Consider the following 19,629-nt stretch of genomic DNA (forward strand, 5'->3'; position numbering starts at 1 on the left):
TAATCCTTCGCAAAAATGAACGTTGGCTGCGACCTATCGCCTCTTACGGTTTAAGGACAGGTCGCTGCGCGGGTAGAATACCCGCCACCTTACGCAAGATGCGACCCGCACATGACCGATCTGACGCTTTATCACAACCCGCGCTGCTCGAAATCCCGCGGTGCGCTGGAACTGCTGGAAGCCCGCGGCCTCACGCCTACCGTGGTGCGTTACCTGGAAACCCCGCTGGACGCCGCACAGTTGAAGGCGTTGCTGGGCAAACTGGGGATCAGCGCGCGCCAACTGCTGCGCAGCGGTGAAGACGAATACAAGACCCTCAACCTGGCCGACGCCAGCCTCAGCGAAGCCCAATTGATCGCTGCCATCGCCGCGCACCCGAAGCTGATGGAACGCCCGATCCTGGAGACCGCCGACAAAGCCATCATTGGCCGTCCGCCGGAAAACGTAGTGGAGATCCTGCCGTGACGTCGCCGTATGTGCTGGTGTTGTATTACAGCCGCAACGGCTCGGTCAGCGAAATGGCCCGGCAGATTGCCCGGGGCATCGAGCAAGGCGGGATGGAAGCCCGGCTGCGCACCGTGCCGGCGATCTCCACCGAGTGCGAAGCCGTGGCGCCGAGCATTCCGGAGGAAGGCGCGCTGTATGCCAGCCTCGATGACCTGAAGCACTGCTCGGGCCTGGCCCTGGGCAGCCCGACCCGCTTCGGCAACATGGCCGCGCCGCTCAAGTATTTCCTCGACGGCACCAGCAACCTGTGGCTTACCGGCGCCCTCGTCGGCAAGCCGGCCGGTGTGTTTACCTCCACCGCCAGCCTGCATGGCGGCCAGGAGACCACGCTGATGTCGATGCTGCTGCCGTTGCTGCACCACGGCATGCTCATCACCGGCTTGCCCTACAGCGAACAAGCGTTGCTCGATACCCAGGGCGGCGGCACGCCGTATGGTGCCAGCCACCATGCGGGACCGGACGGCAAGCGCCTGCTCGATCAACATGAAATCGCCCTGTGCCGCGCCCTTGGCCTGCGCCTGGCCAACACTGCCACGCTGCTGGAGAACGGCCGTGGCCAGAAAGCCTAAGGTCCTGCCGCCCCAGGCGTGGCTCGAGCCACGGGTCAAGGTGGCCCGGGCACTGAGCCTGCTGGCGTTTTTTGGCCTGGTGGGTTTGCTCTGCGTGTACTACCTGTTCGTCGCTGACCTTCACGGCGCACGGCCGTGGGTGATCCTGCTGATCGAATTGGTGCCACTGCTGATGCTGGCGCCAGGCATGCTGCTGGGCAGCGCACGCGGGCATTCGTGGATGTGCTTTGTGGTGAACCTGTATTTCATCAAGGGCGCGCTGGCGGCGTATGACCCGAACCGGCAAGGGTTCGGGGTGCTGGAGATGCTGGCGAGCCTGGCGGTGTTTTGTACGGCGTTGTTGTATGTGCGGTGGCGGCATCAGCTCAATCGCCGGTTGGCCGTTGATTCGCAACCCAACTGATCACACCCTGTGGCGAGGGAGCTTGCTCCCGTTGGGCTGCGCAGCAGCCCCAAGATCTTTTGGGAGCGCTTCGCACTCCAGCGGGAGCAAGTTCCCTCGCCACAATAAGCGCTGATCAGTGGTTGACGGTGTAGGCCAGCATCATCGACAACTGGCACATCGGCCGGGCACTCTCGGCATGCCACTGGTTGAACGCGCCCTGCACCGTCGCCAGGTCGCGCAGGCTGGTCGGCGCCTTATCGACGATCTTCTGCGCGTTCAGCGCGGCGACCACGTCATCACTCGGCACAAACGTATCCTTGCCGACCATGCGCAAGAAACGCGGCGCTGACAGCCCGCCGAGTTGATGGCCGTGCTTGCTCAGGTACTTCCACAGTCCGACGATATCGGTCACCGGCCAGTCGGCGACAAACGCGCCGAAGCTGCCCTTCTCCTGCTCAATGTCGAGGATCATCTGCGCATTGCGCGGCACACTCTTGAGCTTGCCCAGGTGGCGGATGATCCGCGTGTCCTGCATCAGCCGCTCCAGGTGCTCAGCGCCCATCAGCACGACCTTTTCCGGGTCGAAGCCAAAAAACACCTGTTCGAACGCCGGCCACTTGGCATCGACCACGCTGTGCTTCAAGCCCGCACGAAACACGCGCAGCGCCAGGGTCGACAAGTAGCGATCATCACTGATCTTGCGCAACTGCGCCGCAGTCTTGGGAACAGGCAGATGGGCTTCCAACTCGGCCGCCGAACCGAAGCGGTTCAGACAATATTCGTGCAGCCACTTGTAATCGCGCATGCCCTCTCCTGGCAATTGAATTGAAAACGGCGCCCGCGAGCGCCGTGTGTCAGAGCATCGAATCAGCTCAGAGGTTCACAACATTAACGAAGCGCGACGCGGCGGTTTCATCAATCTTCAGGCTGGCGAAGTCGAACAGGTTGCGGTCGGCCAACTGCGAGGGGATCACATTCTGCAGACTGCGGAAGATGCTTTCGGTACGACCTGGGGTCTTGCGCTCCCAGTCCAGCAGCATTTCCTTGACCACCTGGCGCTGCAGGTTTTCCTGGGAACCGCACAGGTTGCACGGGATGATCGGGAACTGCTTGAAGTCGGAGTAGGCCTGGATGTCTTTCTCGTTGCAATACGCCAGAGGGCGGATCACCACGTTGCGCCCGTCATCGGCCCGCAGCTTGGGCGGCATGGCCTTGAGCGAGCCGTTGAAGAACATGTTGAGGAAGAAGGTCTCGACGATGTCATCGCGATGATGACCCAGGGCCATCTTGGTCGCACCGATCTCATCGGCGAAGGTGTAGAGCGTGCCACGGCGCAGGCGCGAGCACAGCGAGCAGGTGGTCTTGCCTTCCGGAATCAGTTCCTTGACCACCGAATAGGTGTCTTTTTCAACGATGTGGTACTCGACGCCCAACTCTTTGAGATAGGCCGGCAGCACATGTTCAGGAAAACCTGGCTGTTTCTGGTCCATGTTGACGGCGACGATCTCGAACTGGATCGGCGCGACTTTTTGCAGATGCAGCAGCACGTCGAGCAGGGTGTAGCTGTCTTTGCCGCCGGAGAGGCAGACCATGACCTTGTCGCCGTCCTCGATCATATTGAAATCGGCGACCGCTTCACCGGCCAGGCGACGCAGGCGTTTTTGCAGTTTGTTCTGGTTGACCGTAAGAGTGCCCATGGCGCTTGGATCCGCAAAAGGTGTGTGACGAAAAGCCGGGTATTTTACCTTCATGACCCGCTGAGTTCCAATGTGGGAGTGGGCTTGCTGTGGTGAGCGGGCTTGTTGTGGTGAGCGGGCTTGCCCCGCGCTGGGCTGCGCAGCAGCCCCATTGGCTAGGCGATGAAAGCCTCCCCTTGAATCACATCGCCACCTACAGACCCCGCCGCGATTAACCCCCGTGTTTACAGCGCAATTTGCTCTAAAGGCCTTACAGTCATCCCGGTCATCCCTTCCTATACTGCGACTAGAGGTCGCACATGTATCCAGGACCTTTGAGGCCTTTTGGCCCGTGGGCGCTCCGATGGGGGGCGATGGTAACAACGACAGGAGTGACTGGCATGATCCATCACGTCGTGGGGCTGTTTACCCACCCCGACCAGGAATGGCGGGAAATCCGTGGCGATAAAGAAGAAAGCATCGGCCACATGTACCTCACCCATACCCTGATTCTCGCGGCGATCCCCGCCGTATCCGCCTTTATCGGCACCACCCAGGTCGGCTGGGTCATCGGCAACCGCGCGCCGGTGATGCTGACCCAGGAAAGCGCACTGTGGATGACCCTCATGTCCTACGCCGCCATGCTCGGCGGCGTGGCAGTGATGGGAGCGTTCATTCACTGGATGGCACGCACCTACGATGCCAACCCCAGCATGGCGCGCTGCGTGGCGTTTGCCACCTACACCGCGACGCCGCTGTTCATCGGCGGGCTGGCCGCGCTCTATCCGCATATGTGGCTGGGCATGGTGGTGGGCACGGCGGCCATTTGTTACACGGTGTACCTGCTGTACGTAGGGCTGCCGACGTTCATGAGCATCGACCCGGACGAGGGTTTCCTGTTTTCCAGCTCGGTGCTGGCCGTGGGCCTGGTGGTACTGGTGGCGATCATGGCGTTTACCGTGATCGTCTGGGGCTTGGGCGTGGGTCCGATCTACACCAACTGAGCGGATAAATCCGTAGGCAAGGCCACCGCAAGGTGGCTTTGTGCGTTATGCATGACCATTCGGCGCCTGACAGATTCGGAAACACCCAGCTTTGCGGCATACTGGACGTCTCTGGAGATATGTACAGCATGCCCGAGCAACTCAATACCCGCGTCGAAGATTGTTTCCTACAAGCCGAATCCTTTTTCAAACGAAGCTTCAAACGCCCCCAGGTCAGCCTCAAGCTGCGGGGCCAGAAGGCCGGTGTCGCGCATTTGCACGAGAACCTGCTGCGTTTCAACCCACAGTTGTACCGTGAGAACAGCCAACACTTCCTCAAACAGACCGTGGCCCATGAAGTGGCGCACTTGATTGCCCACCAATTGTTCGGCGAGCGCATCCAGCCCCATGGCGAAGAATGGCAATTGATCATGCGCGGGGTCTATGAACTGCCGCCGGACCGTTGCCACACCTATGAAGTGAAGCGCCGCCAGGTGACTCGCTATATCTACCGATGCCCGTGTGCGGACAGTGACTTTCCATTTTCGTCACAGCGCCATGGCATGGTGGCTCAGGGGCGGCGGTATTTGTGTCGGCGGTGTCGCCAGACCTTGGTGTTTACAGGGGAAACCCGCGTGGAGTAAGGGCCTCAACGGGGGCAAGCCCCCTCCCACATCCAAAGGGTGAACCGGGTAAAAATGTGGGAGGGGGCTTGCTCCCGATGGCGTCGGTTCAGTCACCCTACAACCCTGGCCCGCCGCAAATCCTCTATGCGCTGAGCACTGAACCCCAACTCCGCCAACACCTCATCACTGTGCGCCCCAACCGCAGCGCCCATATGCCTGGGCTCAGGCAACCCCTCGGAAAACTTCAGCGGGCAGGCCAGTTGCGCCTGGGTCGAGCCATCGCCCCGTGGCACCTGGCTCACCAACGCCCGCGCCTTCAACTGAGGATGCTCCACCGCCTCACGCAAGCTCAGCACCGGTTCCACACACGCATCCACCGCAGCGAACAACGCGCACAACTCATCAAAGCTGCGCTTCTCAAACTCCACCTGCAGCGCCTGCTTCAGCGCTGGCTGCTGCTCAGGCCTCAGGCCCATCGACACCAAATCCGGACGCCCCAACGCGTCACACAATGGCTGCATGAACGCGGGCTCCAGGCTGCCCACCGACATCCAGCGCCCATCCCGCGAGCGGTAATAGTCGTAGAAGCTGCCGCCATTGAGCACGTGGCCTTCCCGCTCCGGTTCCACCCCACACGCCAGGTAACCCGCGCCGGCCATGGCGTTCAGGCTGAACGAGCAGTCGGTCATGCTCACGTCCAAGTATTGGCCGACCCCGCTCTGCTGCCGGGCGATAACCGCCGCAAGCAGCCCCACCACCGCATGCAGCGAACCGCCGCCCACATCCGCCAACTGCACGCCCAGCGGCAACGGCCCGGTGTCCTGGCGTCCGGTGTAGCTGGCCACCCCGGCCAGCGCCAGGTAATTGATATCGTGCCCGGCGCGGTCCTTGTAGGGCCCGGTCTGGCCGTACCCGGTGATCGACACATAGATCAGCCGGGGGTTGATCGCCTTCAATGTCTCATACCCCAGCCCCAACCGCTCCATCACCCCCGGTCGGAACTGTTCGAGCACAATGTCGTACTCTTTCACCAACGCCCGTACGATCTCCAGCGCCTCGGCCTGCTTGAGGTCCAGCGCCAGGCTACGCTTGTTGCGGTTGAGGTAGGCATGGCTGGCTGACGTGCCCTGGTCGTGAGGCGGCAGGACGCGCAACAGGTCCATGCGCGTGGGCGATTCGATGCGCAGCACCTCGGCGCCCATGTCCGCCAGCATCAACGAGGCGAATGGACCAGGCAGCAAGGTGGAAAAATCCAACACTTTGAGTGACGCCAAGGGACCTGACATGGAAACTCCATTTCGGCATTTGAATGCCCACAGACTAGGCAGCCTTGCGCCTACCGGCAATCGCCTGAACAGTCATCGACAGTGACTGTTTTGATCACGGCGGGCTTTTTCAGGGCGACGGCTTTATCATTGGCCGACGTTTGCTTGCAGAGTGTTCCATGAAGTTTGCGATTGCACTGTTTTCCGCCGCCCACGCGCCCTCCTCGCGCCGCGCCCTGCTGTTCGCCCAGGCGGCGCTGGCCGGCGGGCATGAGATTGTGCGGCTGTTTTTCTATCAGGACGGCGTCTACAGCGCGTCCAATAACCTCGTTGCGCCCCAGGACGAGCAAGACATTGCGCACCAATGGCGCGAGTTTGTCAGCGCACACCAGCTTGATAGCGTGGTGTGCATCGCCGCCGCCTTGCGCCGTGGCGTGCTCAACCAGGAGGAGGCCACGCGCTATCAACGCAGCGCGGTCAACCTCGAGGCGCCTTGGGAGCTGTCGGGCTTGGGGCAATTGCACGACGCCACCCAGGCCGCCGACCGCCTGATCTGTTTTGGAGGCCCGTGACATGTCCAAATCCCTATTGGTGATCAGCCGCCAGGCACCGTGGTCCGGGCCAAGCGCCCGCGAAGCGCTGGACATCGTTTTGGCCGGTGGCGCCTTCGATCTGCCGATTGGCCTGCTGTTCCTCGATGACGGCGTGTTCCAACTGGCGCCGCACCAGGACGCCAAGGCCGTGCAGCAAAAAGACCTCAGCGCCAACCTCCAGGCGCTGGGCCTGTTCGGCATCGATGAGGTGTTCGCCTGCCGCCACAGCCTGGCCGCGCGCGGCCTCACGATGCCCGTCAGCGCCGAGCCGCTGGACAGTGCCGCGATCGCCGCGCTGATTGACCGTTACGACCAAGTGATTACCCTCTGATGTCGACTCTCCATGTGGTTTCCCACTCCCCGTTTACCGATAGCCGCCTCGACAGCTGCCTGCGTATCTGCGGCGCCGAAGACGCCATCCTGCTCTGCGGCGATGGCGCCTACGGGCTCCACAGCCCCGTCTTGCACACCAAAGGCGTGAAAGTCTTTGTGCTGGCCGAGGACATGCAGGCACGCAACCTGCCGCTCCCGGATTGGGCCGATAGCGTGGATTACCCAGGCTTCGTGCAGTTGTCGCTCGACTACGACAAGGTCAACAGTTGGCTATGAACACCCTGACCGTTGGCGCACGCACCCTGGAACTGGACAAGGACGGCTACCTCGTTGACCTCAACGCATGGTCCGATGAGGTGGCCAACGCCCTGGCCGCCGCCGAAACCCTGGAATTGACCGCAGACCATTGGGAAATCCTCACGCTGCTGCGTCAGTTCTATGCCGAATTCCAGCTGTCCCCGGCCACGCGCCCATTGATCAAGTACACCGCCTTGAAACTGGGCCCGGAAAAGGGCAACAGCCTGCACCTCAACAAACTGTTCAACGGCACTCCCGCCAAACTCGCCGCCAAGCTGGCGGGCCTGCCCAGGCCGACGAATTGCTTATGACCGACTTTGCCCCGCTGACCCTTGAAACGCCTGCCGAGCACCCGTTTGCGCCATTCGTGCGCATCCTGGGCAAAGGCAAGCGCGGTGCGCGCAACCTCACCCGCGAAGAGGCCCGCGAGGCCATGGGCATGCTGCTCGACGAAAAAGTCGAGGACACCCAGCTCGGCGCCTTCCTGATGCTGTTGCGCCACAAGGAAGAAAGCCCAGAGGAACTTGCAGGCTTCACCGAAGCCGTGCGCGAGCGCCTGCACGCCCCGGCGCTGAACGTGGATGTCGACTGGCCCACCTACGCCGGCAAGAAACGCCATTTGCCGTGGTACCTGCTGGCGGCCAAGTGCCTGGCGCAGAACGGCGTGCGCATCCTCATGCACGGGGGTGGCGCACACACGGCGGGCCGGCTGTACACCGAGCAATTGCTCGAAGGTTTACAGATCCCGCTGTGCCGTAACTGGCAGCAGGTCGAGGCCGCCTATGCGCAAGGCAACCTGGCGTTTATTCCACTGGGTGATTGGGCGCCGCAATTGCAGCGCATGATCGACTTGCGCAACACTCTGGGCCTGCGCTCGCCGATCCACTCATTGGCGCGCCTGCTCAACCCGCTGCAGGCACGCCTGGGGCTGCAAAGCATTTTCCATCCGGGTTATCAGGGCGTGCACCGCGATGCCAGCGGCTTGCTGGGTGACAATGTGATCGTGGTGAAAGGGGATGGCGGCGAGGTCGAGATCAACCCTGACACCCTCAGCCATCTGTACGGCACCACCGCTGGCGAAAGCTGGGACGAAGAATGGCCCGCCCTCTCCGCCCAGCGCCACGTCAAGCCAGCCACGCTCGAACCCGAACACCTGAAGGCCGTGTGGCGCGGTGACGTTGAGGACAGCTACCCGCAATTGGCGCTGATCGCCACCATGGCCCTGGCCTTGCGCGGCCTGGGCCACCCAAGGGAGCAAGCCTTTGAATTGGCCCAGCAGTATTGGGCCGCACGGGACAAATCGATTTAATCGATTATTCACGCCCGGTATTTGCGCTTTTAGTTCGAACTCATCCCTTTAGACTGGGCTCCAACGCTTATTAGCCAAGGAGCCAGTCATGGGTTTGCTGATCGAAGGACACTGGAAAGACCAGTGGTACGAAAGTAGCGCAGATGGCGCTTTCCAACGCGAACAAGCGCAACGCCGCCACTGGGTGACCGCCGATGGCGCGCCCGGCCCGAGCGGCGAAGGCGGCTTCAAGGCCGAGGCCGGTCGCTACCACCTTTACGTGTCCCTCGCCTGCCCGTGGGCGCATCGCACCCTGATCCTGCGCAAGCTCAAGGGCCTGGAAAGCCTGATCGATGTGTCCGTGGTCAGTTGGTTGATGCTCGAAAACGGCTGGACCTTCGACAAGGCCCACGGCTCGACCGGCGACAAACTCGACGACTTTGCGTTTATGCACCAGCGCTACACCGCCGACACTGCGGACTACACCGGACGCGTCACCGTGCCGGTGCTATGGGACAAAAAGCTGCAGCGCATCGTCAGCAATGAATCGGCGGAGATCATCCGCATGTTCAACAGTGCCTTTAATGAATTGACCGGCAACACTCTGGATTTCTACCCCGAGCCGCTGCGCACGACCATCGACACGTTGAACGAACGTATTTACCCAGCGGTGAACAACGGCGTGTATCGCGCAGGCTTTGCCACCTCACAGCAGGCGTATGAACGTGCGTTTGATGATGTGTTTGCGGAGCTGGATCACCTGGAACAGCACTTAGGCGACCATCGTTACCTGGCAGGCGAATACCTAACTGAAGCGGATGTGCGGCTGTTCACCACGCTGATTCGCTTTGATGCGGTGTATTACAGCCACTTCAAATGCAACCTGCGCAGGATTGCGGATTATCCGAACCTGTCGAATTGGCTGAGGGAGATGTATCAGTGGCCGGGGGTGGCCGAGACGGTGGATTTCGAGCATATCAAAGGGCATTACTATGCCAGTCACCGCACGATCAACCCGACGGGGATTGTGCCGAAGGGGCCGTTGCAAGCGTTTGATACTGCGCATGATCGTGGGCGGCTAAACGGCAGTGCTGTCTGGGGCTGATCCATATGCAGTGCTGTGTCTGAAGGCGTCATCGGGAGCAAGCCCCCTCCCACATTGGAATGCATTCCAATGTGGGAGGGGGCTTGCTCCCGATGCTTTTAAGGCTCAGACCTGGGATTGTGCGCCTTCGAACCACTTCAGCTTCTCGCGCAACACCACCACTTCACCGACGATCACCAGCGTCGGTGCATGCACTTCATGCTCCGCCACCATGCGCGGCAAATCCGCCAGGGTGCCGGTGAACACGCGCTGGTTGGACGTGGTGCCCTGCTGGATCAACGCCGCCGGTGTATCCGCCGCACGCCCATGCTTGATCAGCTGTTCGCAGATGATCGGCAAGCCAATCAAACCCATGTAGAACACCAGGGTCTGCGAGGGTCCCACCAGGTCCTGCCAGGGCAGGTCCGACGTCCCATTCTTCAAATGCCCGGTGATAAAGCGTACGGACTGCGCGTAGTCACGGTGGGTCAGCGGAATCCCGGCATATGCCGCGCAACCGCTGGCCGCCGTGATCCCCGGCACCACCTGGAACGGGATGCCATGGGCCGCCAGTTCTTCGATCTCTTCGCCACCACGACCAAAGATGAACGGATCGCCACCCTTGAGGCGCAGCACGCGCTTGCCTTGCTTGGCCAGGTCCACCAGTTGCTGGTTGATCTGGTCTTGCGGCACCGCGTGGTCGGCGCGACGCTTGCCAACATAGATGCGCTCGGCATCACGGCGACACAGTTCGAGGATCGCCGGAGCGACCAGGCGGTCATACAGCACCACGTCAGCTTGCTGCATCAGACGCAGGGCGCGGAAGGTCAGCAGGTCGGGATCACCCGGGCCGGCACCGACCAGATAGACCTCGCCCGGCGCATAAGGTGGCGCGCCATTGACCTTCTCGATCAGCAGGCGCTCAGCTTCATCACCCTGCCCGGCCAACTGGCGGTCGGCAATCGGGCCTTGGAACACCTCTTCCCAGAACGCGCGACGCTGCTGCACATCCGGGTACAACCCTTTGACTTGGGCACGAAAACGCGCCGCCAACCCGGCCAATTGGCCGTAAGTGGACGGAATCCAGGTTTCCAGCTTGGCGCGGATCAAGCGCGCCAGCACCGGCGCATCACCGCCGCTGGACACGGCAATCACCAACGGTGAGCGGTCGACGATCGCCGGGAAGATCACACTGCACAAGGCTGGCGCATCCACCACATTGACCGGCACGCAACGGCGCTTGGCATCGCTGGACACTTGCGCGTTCAGCGGCTCGTCGTCCGTTGCCGCGATGATCAGGGTGCAACCGTCGAGGTCGGCCTCCTGATAACCGCGCAACATCAGTTCCCCGCCACTGCCCTGCACCAGCTCACGCAACTGGTCTTCGATCTGGGGAGCAACCACTCGCAGCACCGCACCGGCATCCGCCAGCAGCCGGGATTTGCGCAAGGCAATCTCCCCGCCACCGACGACCAACACGCGACTGCCGCGCAGGTTATGAAACAGCGGCAGAAATTCCATTTAGCGGATGACCTCAACGCCCGCCATGTACGGCTTGAGCACTTCAGGTACGCGGATAGAACCGTCAGCCTGCTGGTAGTTTTCCAGCACGGCCACCAGGGTGCGGCCTACAGCCAGACCGGAACCATTGAGGGTGTGGACCAGCTCCGGCTTGCCGGTTTCCGGGTTGCGGAAACGCGCCTGCATGCGACGGGCCTGGAAATCACCGCAGTTAGAGCACGACGAAATCTCGCGGTATTTGTCCTGGCTCGGCACCCACACTTCGAGGTCGTAGGTCTTCACGGCGCTGAAACCCATGTCGCCGGTGCACAGCGCCAGCACGCGGTACGGCAGCTCCAGCAGTTGCAGGACGCGTTCGGCGTTGGCGGTCAGGCCTTCGAGGGCCTCCATGGAGGTCGACGGCTCGACCACCTGCACCATCTCGACCTTGTCGAACTGGTGCTGGCGGATCATGCCGCGGGTGTCACGGCCCGACGCACCGGCTTCGCTGCGGAAGCACGGGCTGTGGGCCACGAACTTCAGCGGCAGTTGCTTGGCGTCGAGGATCTCGCCGGAGACGATATTGGTCAGCGACACTTCGGCGGTAGGGATCAGGTACAGGTCGGCTTCGCCGTCGCGGCTGATCTTGAACAGGTCTTCTTCGAATTTCGGCAGCTGGCTGGTGCCCATCAGCGCCGGTGCCTGCACCAGATACGGGGTGTAGGCCTCTTCGTAACCGTGTTCGGCGGTGTGCAGGTTGATCATGAACTGCGCCAGGGCGCGGTGCATGCGCGCGATCGGGCCGCGCAGCAAGGCAAAGCGTGCGCCGGACATCTTGGCGGCAGTTTCAAAATCCAGGCCGCCGGTCAGTTCGCCCAGGGCAACGTGGTCCTTGATCTCGAAATCAAAGGCTGTTGGCGTGCCCCAACGGCGGACTTCGACGTTGCCGTCTTCGTCTTCGCCAATCGGCACGGATTCGTGCGGGAGGTTAGGGATGCCGAGCAGGATCGAATCCAGCTCGGACTGAATTTTTTCCAGCTCGACCTTGCCGTCGGACAGCTCGGTGCCCATGCGCTCAACATCCGCCATCAACGGCGCAATGTCTTCGCCGCGCTGCTTGGCCTGACCGATGGACTTGGAACGCGCATTCCGCTCAGCCTGCAGTGCTTCGGTGCGGGTCTGGACGGTCTTGCGCTGTTCTTCCAGCGCTTCGATGCGCGCAACATCCAAGGCAAAGCCACGGGATGCCAGGCGGTCCGCTACGTCCTGAAGGTTGCTACGTAACAGTTTGGAATCGAGCATGTCGGTCTCTCGTTTATCAAAGTTTGGTCAAGGACAGGCCGGCCCAGGTGGCGAGCAGCCCGCCGAACACGCTGATGCCCAGGTACCCGAAGGCTATCAGGGCCTGCCCGCTTTCCAGCAGGCGCAGCGTATCCAGTGAAAAGGATGAAAAGGTCGTCAGACCGCCTACAAAGCCGACAATCAAGCCGGCACGAATTTCAATCGGCACTTCCGGACGCAACAGGAACCAGCCGTACAAGAGCCCGATGATCAGGCAGCCCACCAGGTTGACCGCCAGGGTCGCCGCATAAAAATGCTTCGGCCAGTTGGCGCTGACCCAGGTGCCAGCGGCGAAACGCAATAATGTACCAGCGATGCCGGCTGCGGACACGGCAAGAATCGTCTTAAACACTACTTTCTCCGCTGTTTGGGGCTGAGCCGGTCGAGTTGCGCGAGGTGATTGAGCTTTTCACCGATTTTCAGCTCCAGGCCACGGGGCACCGGCTGGTAGAACGGCTGTGGCTCAAGGTCGTCGGGGAAGTAATCTTCACCGGCAGCATAGGCGTCCGGTTCATCATGGGCATAACGGTATTCATCACCGTAGCCCAGCTGTTTCATCAGCTTGGTCGGCGCGTTGCGCAGGTGCAGCGGCACTTCCAGGGAGCCGTGTTCGGCCGCGGCGCGCAGCGCGGACTTGAAGCCCATGTACACCGCGTTGCTTTTAGGTGCGCAGGCCAAATAGGTAATGGCCTGGGCCACTGCCAATTCGCCTTCCGGGCTGCCCAGGCGCTCCTGAACTTCCCACGCCGCCAGGCACAGGCTCAGCGCACGAGGGTCGGCGTTGCCGATGTCTTCGCTGGCCATGCGCACTACGCGGCGGGCAAGGTACAGCGGGTCGCAGCCGCCGTCGATCATGCGCGCGAACCAGTACAGCGCGCCGTCCGGGTTGGAACCGCGTACGGATTTGTGCAGCGCCGAGATCTGGTCGTAGAAGGCTTCGCCGCCCTTGTCGAAGCGCCGACGCGTATCGCCGAGCAGGCTTTGCAGGAGGTCGACGCCAATTTGATTGCCGTCTTCGGCGAGGTCCGAGGCGTTTTCCAGCAGGTTGAGAAAGCGGCGCCCGTCACCGTCTGCGGCGCTCATCAGAATCTTGAAGCCTTCATCGCTGAGACTCAGCTGGCGCTTGCCCAGACCCTTGTCTTCGCTTAACGCACGCTGCAACAGCTTTCGCATCGCCGCTTCGTCCAGGCTTTTCAGCACATAGACGCGCGCCCGCGAAAGCAAGGCGTTGTTCAATTCAAACGAAGGGTTCTCGGTGGTGGCACCGATAAAGATCAGCGTGCCGTCTTCCACATAGGGCAGGAACGCATCCTGCTGCGATTTGTTGAAGCGATGCACTTCATCGACAAACAGGATGGTGCGCTTGCCGTATTGCCCGGCCTGCTGCTTGGCGACTTCCACCGCCTGGCGGATCTCCTTGACCCCGGCGAGGACCGCCGAGACTGTTTCGAAGTGCGCGTCGGAGACTTTCGCCAGCAGCCGCGCCAGGGTGGTCTTACCCACTCCCGGCGGCCCCCAGAAAATCATCGAATGCAGCGCGCCCTGCTCCAGGGCTTCGCGCAAAGGCTTGCCGCGAGCGAGCAGGTGTTCCTGACCGACGTACTCATCCAGGTTGGTCGAACGCAAGCGCGCCGCCAAAGGCTGGGCAATCGGGTCACTTCGAAACAGGTCCATGGGCAGCGTTTGAAACCTCTAGATTATTCCTGGATCACGTCGGCACCCTTGGGGATGTCGAACTTGAACTTGGACGCGGGCACCGGCTGGTTGGCCTTGACCCCGGAGAACAGGATATCGGTGCGCTGGCCGACGCTGTCGACCAGGCGCATGTTATTGATCACGCCGTTGCCGAACGACAGGGACAGTGTGTCAAACAGCGTGTCCTTGGATTTCGGCTTGAGGGTGAACTCGATCACGTTGCTGGTTTGCTTGGAGGTGATGTCGAAACTGTCGTTGATCTTCGACACATCACCCGACAGCAACAGCGCCGGGGTCTGGTTCAAGCGCGGGTCGAGCTTCTTGATGGTCGCTTGCTCCAGGTCCGGGTCCCACAGGGTGACCTTCTGGCCGTCGGAAACGATGGTTTGCTCGGCCTTGCCTTCGGTGTGCCAGTAGAACAGGCCAGGGCGCTGCACGGCCATTTCGCCGGCAGTTTCCTGCAACTGGGTGCCACCGGCATCCAGGGTCATCTGGGAGAAGCGCGCGGTCAGGGTCTGGGATTTGTCCAGCAGGTTCTTCAGGCTGGCGACGGAGGCCGGGTCGGCGTGCGCCGAAACAGCAGTCAGGGCCAGTGCCGGCAACAACAGCATGCGGATAAGACGCATGGGAGTCCTCATTGAGTAGTCAGGGCGCGCCGCGTGTTGCCACGCGGCACGGGATCAGTCGCGCATCTGCCCGGGGGCAATGACTTCGCGCGAACCGTTGGTGTTCATTGCGGTGACGACGCCGGCGTTTTCCATGGCTTCGATCATGCGGGCGGCGCGGTTGTAGCCGATTTTCAGCTTGCGCTGTACCGCCGAGATCGAGGCGCGACGGCTTTCCAGCACAAAGGCCACGGCTTCGTCGTACAACGCGTCGGTCTCGGCATCATCGTCGCCACCGCTGCTGCCGCCGTCAAAGCCACTGCCGGCCTCTTCAACGCCCGCGAGGATGTCGTCGTTGTACTCCGGCGCACCGCGCAGTTTCCAGGCTTCCACCACACGGTGGACCTCATCGTCGGAAACGAAGGCACCGTGAACCCGGATTGGCAGGCTGGTGCCCGGTGGCATGTAGAGCATGTCACCGTGGCCGAGCAGTTGTTCGGCGCCGCCCTGGTCGATGATGGTCCGTGAGTCGATCTTGCTCGACACCTGGAACGCCATGCGCGTCGGAATGTTGGCCTTGATCAGGCCGGTGATCACGTCCACCGACGGACGCTGGGTCGCAAGAATCAAGTGAATACCGGCGGCACGGGCCTTCTGGGCAATACGCGCGATCAGTTCCTCAACCTTCTTGCCGACGATCATCATCATGTCGGCGAATTCGTCGACCACCACCACGATGGTCGGCAGCTTGGTCAACAACGGCGCTTCGTCGTGAATGCTTTCGCGCTTGTACAGCGGATCGGTCAGCGGTGTACCGGCGTCCTGGGCTTCCTTGACCTTGACGTTGAAGCCCGACAGGTTCCGTACGCCCATCTTCGCCATCAGCTTGTAGCGACGCTCCATCTCGGCCACGCTCCAGCGCAGGGCGTTGGCGGCGTCCTTCATGTCGGTCACCACCGGGCACAGCAGGTGCGGGATGCCTTCGTAGATCGACAATTCCAACATCTTCGGGTCGATCATGATCAGCTTGGCGTCGTCCGGGCCGGACTTGAACAGGATCGACAGGATCATCGCGTTCACACCCACCGACTTACCCGAGCCGGTGGTACCGGCCACCAGCAGGTGGGGCATTTTCGCCAGGTCGGTGATCACCGGCTTGCCGCCGATGTCGTGACCCAGGGCCAGGGTGACCGGCGATTTGAAGTTGTCGTATTCCGGCGTCGACAGCACCTCGGAGAAGCGCACGATCTGGCGGTCTTCGTTGGGAATCTCGATACCCACGGTGGTCTTGCCGGGGATGACTTCCACCACGCGCACGCTGGTCACGGCCAGGGAACGGGCCAAATCCTTCGCCAGGTTGGAGATACGGCTGACCTTCACCCCCGCAGCCGGCTGGATTTCATACCGGGTAATCACCGGGCCTGGGTGGATGGAGTCCACCGACACTTCAACGCCGAATTCCTTGAGCTTGATTTCCAGCAGATGGCCGACGGCCGCCAGGGATTCCGGCGAATAGTTGAGTTGTTTCTTTTCGGCCGGGTCGAGGATCGAGATCGGCGGCAAGGTGCCTTCGACGGCGCTGTCGACAAACAGCGGCGCCTGCTTCTCTTTCTGCACGCGATGGCTCGGCTCGGCCGGTTTAGGCGGCGCGGGAGCGATCACCGGCGGCACCTGCTTCTCGCGGTCCGACATGTGTTTGCTCAGGGCCTGCTCGCGTTCGATCAGGCGTTCCTTGACCTTGGCCTGCTCACGCCGGTCCGGTGTGCTCGGGGCCACGACTTCGTTGACGCGGGTGTCCACTTCACGCAGCTGCGCCACCATGCGCTTGCGCTCGACGCGGGCCGCCCACCAGCGGTTGGCGGCGCCCTGGAACAGCTCCAGCAGGTCGAGGGTAATTTTGCCGGTCACGTCCATCACCTTGAACCACGACAGGTCGGTGAACACGGTGAGGCCGAACAGGAACAGCGCGATGAACATCAGGGTGCTGCCCTGGATATTCAGGGTCTTGCGCGCCAGGTCGCCGAGGCTTTCGCCCAGCGCCCCGCCCGCGCCCGCCGGCAGGCCGGTGGGTGCATGGAAATGAATGTGCGCCAATGCCGCCCCGGACAACACCAGGAACACCAGGCCGATCAGCCGCCAGGAGAACAGCCAGCCACTCCACTGCCACGGCTCGTGACGCTGGCGGAAGATCTGCCAGGTCTTGATCGCCAGCAGCAATGGGAAGATATAGGCGAAGTAACCCAGCACCATGAACAGGATATCGGCGCTGTAGGAACCGGCAGGCCCACCGAAGTTCTGCACGTCTTCGATCTTGCTGTTATGGCTCCAGCCCGGATCGTCCTTGCCGTACGTCAGCAAGGCCATCATCAGGAACAGGCACAGCGCGCCGATGGCGATCAACGCACCTTCCTTGAGGCGATAATGCAGGTGCTGGCGCCAAGCGGGCACGACTGCTGCTTTAGGTGTTGCGGCGGATTTCTTCAAAACGGGTCTTTTCCTGCGCCTTTAGCGCGTCCATCTGTTGAATGACTGCAAATACTGCCCAATCCGAGCAGCTGAAAAATGAACGAGCGTGGTTGAATCTACTTTTAACACCGGGCGATTGCTGGATGAAATGGCAGCAGCGCCACAATGGCCGCATTGTACGGGTTTGTGTGCCTGATGCCACGCCGCTTGGCGTTCTTCAAACAGCCTGGCCAATGACATCTCACAAGAGGCCCAATTTGAGCATGCATTGTCTTTGCTGACAAAGGCTTATGAGCTGTTTTTACTAATCCAGGCAAGCTTGGCAAAATGCCTGCATGGGCCAGACCCGATTACGACCACGCCTTATGCAGAGAGTTGCAGAAACACCCGCTCACGCTAATGCGCGTCAATGGCCGATTCGGACTGGCCCCAGAGCGCTGCGTCGACAATAATCAACCCTTGGGGCAGACACCATCGCTGCCCACTCCCCTCCCCTTCCGTAAGCCTGGATGCCATGCTGACCTGGTTACAACGCGACTCACTGACTTTCCCCCCGCTGGCCAAAGCCATGCGCGAACCCAATGGCCTGCTCGCGGCCGGTGGCGATTTATCGGCCGAGCGACTGATCCAAGCCTACCGCCACGGTTGTTTCCCGTGGTTTTCGCAGGGCCAGCCGATCCTCTGGTGGTCGCCCGATCCCCGCACGGTGATATTCCCCGACGAGCTGCATATATCGCGCAGCCTGGGCAAATTGTTGCGCCAGCAGCGCTACACCGTGACCTTCGACCAGGAATTCGCTGCCGTCATTCAAGCGTGCGCAGCACCGCGCGCCTATGCCGACGGCACCTGGATCACCGAGAGCATCCAGAACGCCTACCTGGCACTGCACCAGCGCGGCTATGCGCATTCGGTGGAGGTTTGGGACAACGGTGAACTGGTGGGCGGCCTGTATGGCCTGGCGATGGGCCAGCTGTTTTTCGGCGAATCCATGTTCAGCCGCGCCGACAACGCCTCAAAATTCGGCTTCGCCACCCTGACCCGTCAATTGCAGGCCTGGGGTTTTGTACTGATCGACTGCCAGATGCCCAACGACCACCTGCACAGCCTGGGTGCCCGCGCCATCTCCCGCAGCGACTTCGCAGGTTTCCTGCGCGATCATCTGGACCAACCCAGCACTGGACCGTGGGTTTCTTAGGCGACTTGCGCGCTCCTGGCTTACACTTATTTGAAAGCTTATCCGAGGGTTGATCATGACCGAGTTGGCGCGTTTGAAGTTTTATGCCACTCAACCCCACTCTTGCAGCTATCTGCCCGACGAGCAGGCCACCACGCTGTTCCTCGACCCCAGCCAGCCTATGGACGTGCATGTGTATGCCGACCTGTCGGAGATGGGTTTTCGGCGCAGCGGCGATCATCTGTACCGGCCTCACTGCCAGAACTGCAATGCCTGTGTACCGGCACGCATCCCCGTGGCGCAGTTTCTGCCGGACCGCAACCAGAAACGCATCCTCAAGCGCAACGCCGACCTCACAGTGATGCCGGCCAAGCCTCGGTTTACCGAAGAATACTTCGACCTTTACCAGCGCTATATCGAGGAGCGACACGCCGATGGCGATATGTTCCCACCCAGCCGCGACCAGTTCTCTACCTTCCTGGTGCGCGACCTGCCCTTCTCGCGCTTCTACGAGTTCCGCGCAGACGGCCGACTGGTGGCCGTTGCCGTGACCGATTTGCTGCCTAACGGCCTGTCAGCGGTCTACACCTTCTACGAGCCGGCCGAAGAACGCCGCAGCCTGGGACGCTTTGCGATCCTCTGGCAAATCGGTGAGGCACTGCGCCAGGAACTGGAGGCGGTGTACCTCGGATACTGGATCAAGAACTGCAAAAAGATGAATTACAAGACCCAATATCGGCCTATTGAACTGCTGATTAATCAAAGATGGGTAACACTTAACTAGAACCCCTTGGCTTAAACACCCTTTTTCGGGCACAATGCACGCCGCTTTTGCCTGGCGCAGTTGCACCGGGCCATTCACTGGATACCGAGGGCTTTACTGCATGTCGAAAGAAGACAGCTTCGAAATGGAAGGCACTGTCGTCGACACCCTGCCCAACACCATGTTTCGTGTGGAGTTGGAAAATGGGCACGTCGTAACCGCGCATATCTCCGGCAAGATGCGCAAGAACTACATTCGTATTCTTACCGGTGACAAAGTGCGCGTCGAGCTGACGCCCTATGACTTGAGCAAAGGGCGCATCACTTACCGCGCTCGCTAAGCAAGTCAATACAAGACGCCCGGTTATGCCGGGCGTTTTTGTGTGCGTGCTATTTACCAAGTGCCAAAACAAAATGTGGGAGGGGGCTTGCCCCCGATAGCAGTGTTTCAGTCGCTACATGAGTGACTGATCTACCGCT

At 61.3% G+C, this 19,629-nt stretch carries 23 protein-coding genes; 14 read left to right on the forward strand and 9 right to left on the reverse strand.

Features of this window, described 5'->3' with window-relative positions:
- The first annotated feature begins 111 nt into the window (after positions 1–111).
- Genes arsC through ACI512_RS23265 form a run of 3 tightly spaced genes read left to right on the forward strand, consistent with a single transcriptional unit; the run spans position 112 to position 1,479 of the window.
- Entirely contained in the window at positions 112–465 is a 354-nt protein-coding gene (gene arsC, locus ACI512_RS23255) for an arsenate reductase (glutaredoxin) (protein WP_012724919.1), read from the forward strand.
- A complete protein-coding gene (gene wrbA / locus ACI512_RS23260) occupies positions 462–1,076 on the forward strand; it encodes an NAD(P)H:quinone oxidoreductase (protein WP_012724920.1) in 615 nt (204 codons plus the stop codon). Before arsC ends, wrbA begins: the two co-directional genes overlap by 4 nt.
- Positions 1,060–1,479: a DUF2069 domain-containing protein gene (locus ACI512_RS23265; protein ID WP_064055407.1), complete on the forward strand. Its 420-nt coding sequence runs from the start codon at positions 1,060–1,062 to the stop codon at positions 1,477–1,479. Before wrbA ends, ACI512_RS23265 begins: the two co-directional genes overlap by 17 nt.
- Positions 1,480–1,594: 115 nt before the next feature.
- Here the strand turns inward: ACI512_RS23265 and ACI512_RS23270 are convergent, their stop codons facing one another.
- Entirely contained in the window at positions 1,595–2,266 is a 672-nt protein-coding gene (locus tag ACI512_RS23270) for a DNA-3-methyladenine glycosylase I (RefSeq protein WP_236380518.1), read from the reverse strand.
- 67 nt (positions 2,267–2,333) lie between these two features.
- Positions 2,334–3,158 (reverse strand): tRNA 2-thiocytidine(32) synthetase TtcA, encoded by an 825-nt coding sequence (gene ttcA / locus ACI512_RS23275; RefSeq protein ID WP_046035515.1) that lies wholly within the window; start codon positions 3,156–3,158, stop codon positions 2,334–2,336.
- Positions 3,159–3,538: 380 nt separating this feature from the next.
- On the opposite strand from ttcA, the gene ACI512_RS23280 reads away from it, so the two are divergent.
- The gene (locus ACI512_RS23280) at positions 3,539–4,141 is read left to right on the forward strand and encodes a Yip1 family protein (protein WP_012724924.1); all 603 of its coding nucleotides are present in this window, start codon (positions 3,539–3,541) and stop codon (positions 4,139–4,141) included.
- Positions 4,142–4,269: 128 nt separating this feature from the next.
- Positions 4,270–4,764, forward strand: coding sequence for a SprT family zinc-dependent metalloprotease (locus tag ACI512_RS23285; protein WP_010209629.1), 495 nt, complete (start codon positions 4,270–4,272; stop codon positions 4,762–4,764).
- A gap of 92 nt (positions 4,765–4,856) precedes the next feature.
- Here ACI512_RS23285 and ACI512_RS23290 read toward each other — a convergent pair whose 3' ends face one another.
- Positions 4,857–6,032 carry a CaiB/BaiF CoA-transferase family protein gene (locus tag ACI512_RS23290; protein ID WP_236380522.1) on the reverse strand — a complete coding sequence of 392 codons (1,176 nt, stop codon included), beginning with the start codon at positions 6,030–6,032 and terminating at the stop codon, positions 4,857–4,859.
- Positions 6,033–6,190: 158 nt separating this feature from the next.
- Between ACI512_RS23290 and tusD the strand changes: the two genes are divergently transcribed.
- From tusD to ACI512_RS23320, 6 genes are all read left to right on the forward strand, one after another.
- A complete protein-coding gene (gene tusD / locus ACI512_RS23295; protein WP_236380525.1) occupies positions 6,191–6,583 on the forward strand; it encodes a sulfurtransferase complex subunit TusD in 393 nt (130 codons plus the stop codon).
- A gap of 1 nt (position 6,584) precedes the next feature.
- Complete coding sequence (tusC, locus tag ACI512_RS23300) at positions 6,585–6,935, forward strand: sulfurtransferase complex subunit TusC (protein WP_012724927.1); 351 nt, start codon at positions 6,585–6,587, stop codon at positions 6,933–6,935.
- Entirely contained in the window at positions 6,935–7,213 is a 279-nt protein-coding gene (tusB, locus tag ACI512_RS23305) for a sulfurtransferase complex subunit TusB (protein WP_236380530.1), read from the forward strand. Before tusC ends, tusB begins: the two co-directional genes overlap by 1 nt.
- Positions 7,210–7,545, forward strand: coding sequence for a TusE/DsrC/DsvC family sulfur relay protein (locus ACI512_RS23310; RefSeq protein ID WP_012724929.1), 336 nt, complete (start codon positions 7,210–7,212; stop codon positions 7,543–7,545). Before tusB ends, ACI512_RS23310 begins: the two co-directional genes overlap by 4 nt.
- Positions 7,542–8,543, forward strand: a complete 1,002-nt coding sequence (locus ACI512_RS23315) for a glycosyl transferase family protein (protein ID WP_046035521.1) — start codon at positions 7,542–7,544, stop codon at positions 8,541–8,543. The genes ACI512_RS23310 and ACI512_RS23315 overlap by 4 nt, the downstream gene beginning before the upstream one ends.
- Positions 8,544–8,631: 88 nt before the next feature.
- The gene (locus tag ACI512_RS23320; RefSeq protein WP_250947830.1) at positions 8,632–9,627 is read left to right on the forward strand and encodes a glutathione S-transferase family protein; all 996 of its coding nucleotides are present in this window, start codon (positions 8,632–8,634) and stop codon (positions 9,625–9,627) included.
- A 105-nt stretch (positions 9,628–9,732) separates the two neighbouring features.
- On the opposite strand, the gene cysG is transcribed toward ACI512_RS23320, so the two are convergent.
- The 6 genes from cysG to ACI512_RS23350 are packed head-to-tail and all read right to left on the reverse strand — an operon-like array spanning position 9,733 to position 17,231.
- The gene (cysG, locus tag ACI512_RS23325; protein ID WP_012724932.1) at positions 9,733–11,127 is read right to left on the reverse strand and encodes a siroheme synthase CysG; all 1,395 of its coding nucleotides are present in this window, start codon (positions 11,125–11,127) and stop codon (positions 9,733–9,735) included.
- Positions 11,128–12,408, reverse strand: a complete 1,281-nt coding sequence (gene serS / locus ACI512_RS23330) for a serine--tRNA ligase (protein WP_012724933.1) — start codon at positions 12,406–12,408, stop codon at positions 11,128–11,130.
- A 16-nt stretch (positions 12,409–12,424) separates the two neighbouring features.
- Positions 12,425–12,799 (reverse strand): fluoride efflux transporter CrcB, encoded by a 375-nt coding sequence (gene crcB, locus ACI512_RS23335; protein WP_012724934.1) that lies wholly within the window; start codon positions 12,797–12,799, stop codon positions 12,425–12,427.
- Positions 12,799–14,121, reverse strand: a complete 1,323-nt coding sequence (locus ACI512_RS23340) for a replication-associated recombination protein A (RefSeq protein WP_236383823.1) — start codon at positions 14,119–14,121, stop codon at positions 12,799–12,801. The genes crcB and ACI512_RS23340 overlap by 1 nt, the downstream gene beginning before the upstream one ends.
- A 23-nt stretch (positions 14,122–14,144) precedes the next feature.
- Positions 14,145–14,768, reverse strand: a complete 624-nt coding sequence (lolA, locus tag ACI512_RS23345; protein WP_064055398.1) for an outer membrane lipoprotein chaperone LolA — start codon at positions 14,766–14,768, stop codon at positions 14,145–14,147.
- Between the two features lie 54 nt (positions 14,769–14,822).
- A complete protein-coding gene (locus ACI512_RS23350) occupies positions 14,823–17,231 on the reverse strand; it encodes a DNA translocase FtsK (protein ID WP_236383740.1) in 2,409 nt (802 codons plus the stop codon).
- A gap of 496 nt (positions 17,232–17,727) precedes the next feature.
- Between ACI512_RS23350 and aat the strand changes: the two genes are divergently transcribed.
- The 3 genes from aat to infA all read left to right on the forward strand — a co-directional run bounded on the left by aat (position 17,728) and on the right by infA (position 19,490).
- Positions 17,728–18,408, forward strand: coding sequence for a leucyl/phenylalanyl-tRNA--protein transferase (gene aat / locus ACI512_RS23355; protein ID WP_236383739.1), 681 nt, complete (start codon positions 17,728–17,730; stop codon positions 18,406–18,408).
- A gap of 55 nt (positions 18,409–18,463) precedes the next feature.
- Positions 18,464–19,171 carry an arginyltransferase gene (locus ACI512_RS23360; protein ID WP_012724939.1) on the forward strand — a complete coding sequence of 236 codons (708 nt, stop codon included), beginning with the start codon at positions 18,464–18,466 and terminating at the stop codon, positions 19,169–19,171.
- Between the two features lie 100 nt (positions 19,172–19,271).
- A complete protein-coding gene (gene infA, locus ACI512_RS23365; protein ID WP_002553999.1) occupies positions 19,272–19,490 on the forward strand; it encodes a translation initiation factor IF-1 in 219 nt (72 codons plus the stop codon).
- Positions 19,491–19,629 lie beyond the last annotated feature (139 nt).

Source organism: Pseudomonas petroselini (genome assembly GCF_045037875.1).
Taxonomy (GTDB): Bacteria; Pseudomonadota; Gammaproteobacteria; order Pseudomonadales; family Pseudomonadaceae; genus Aquipseudomonas; species Aquipseudomonas petroselini.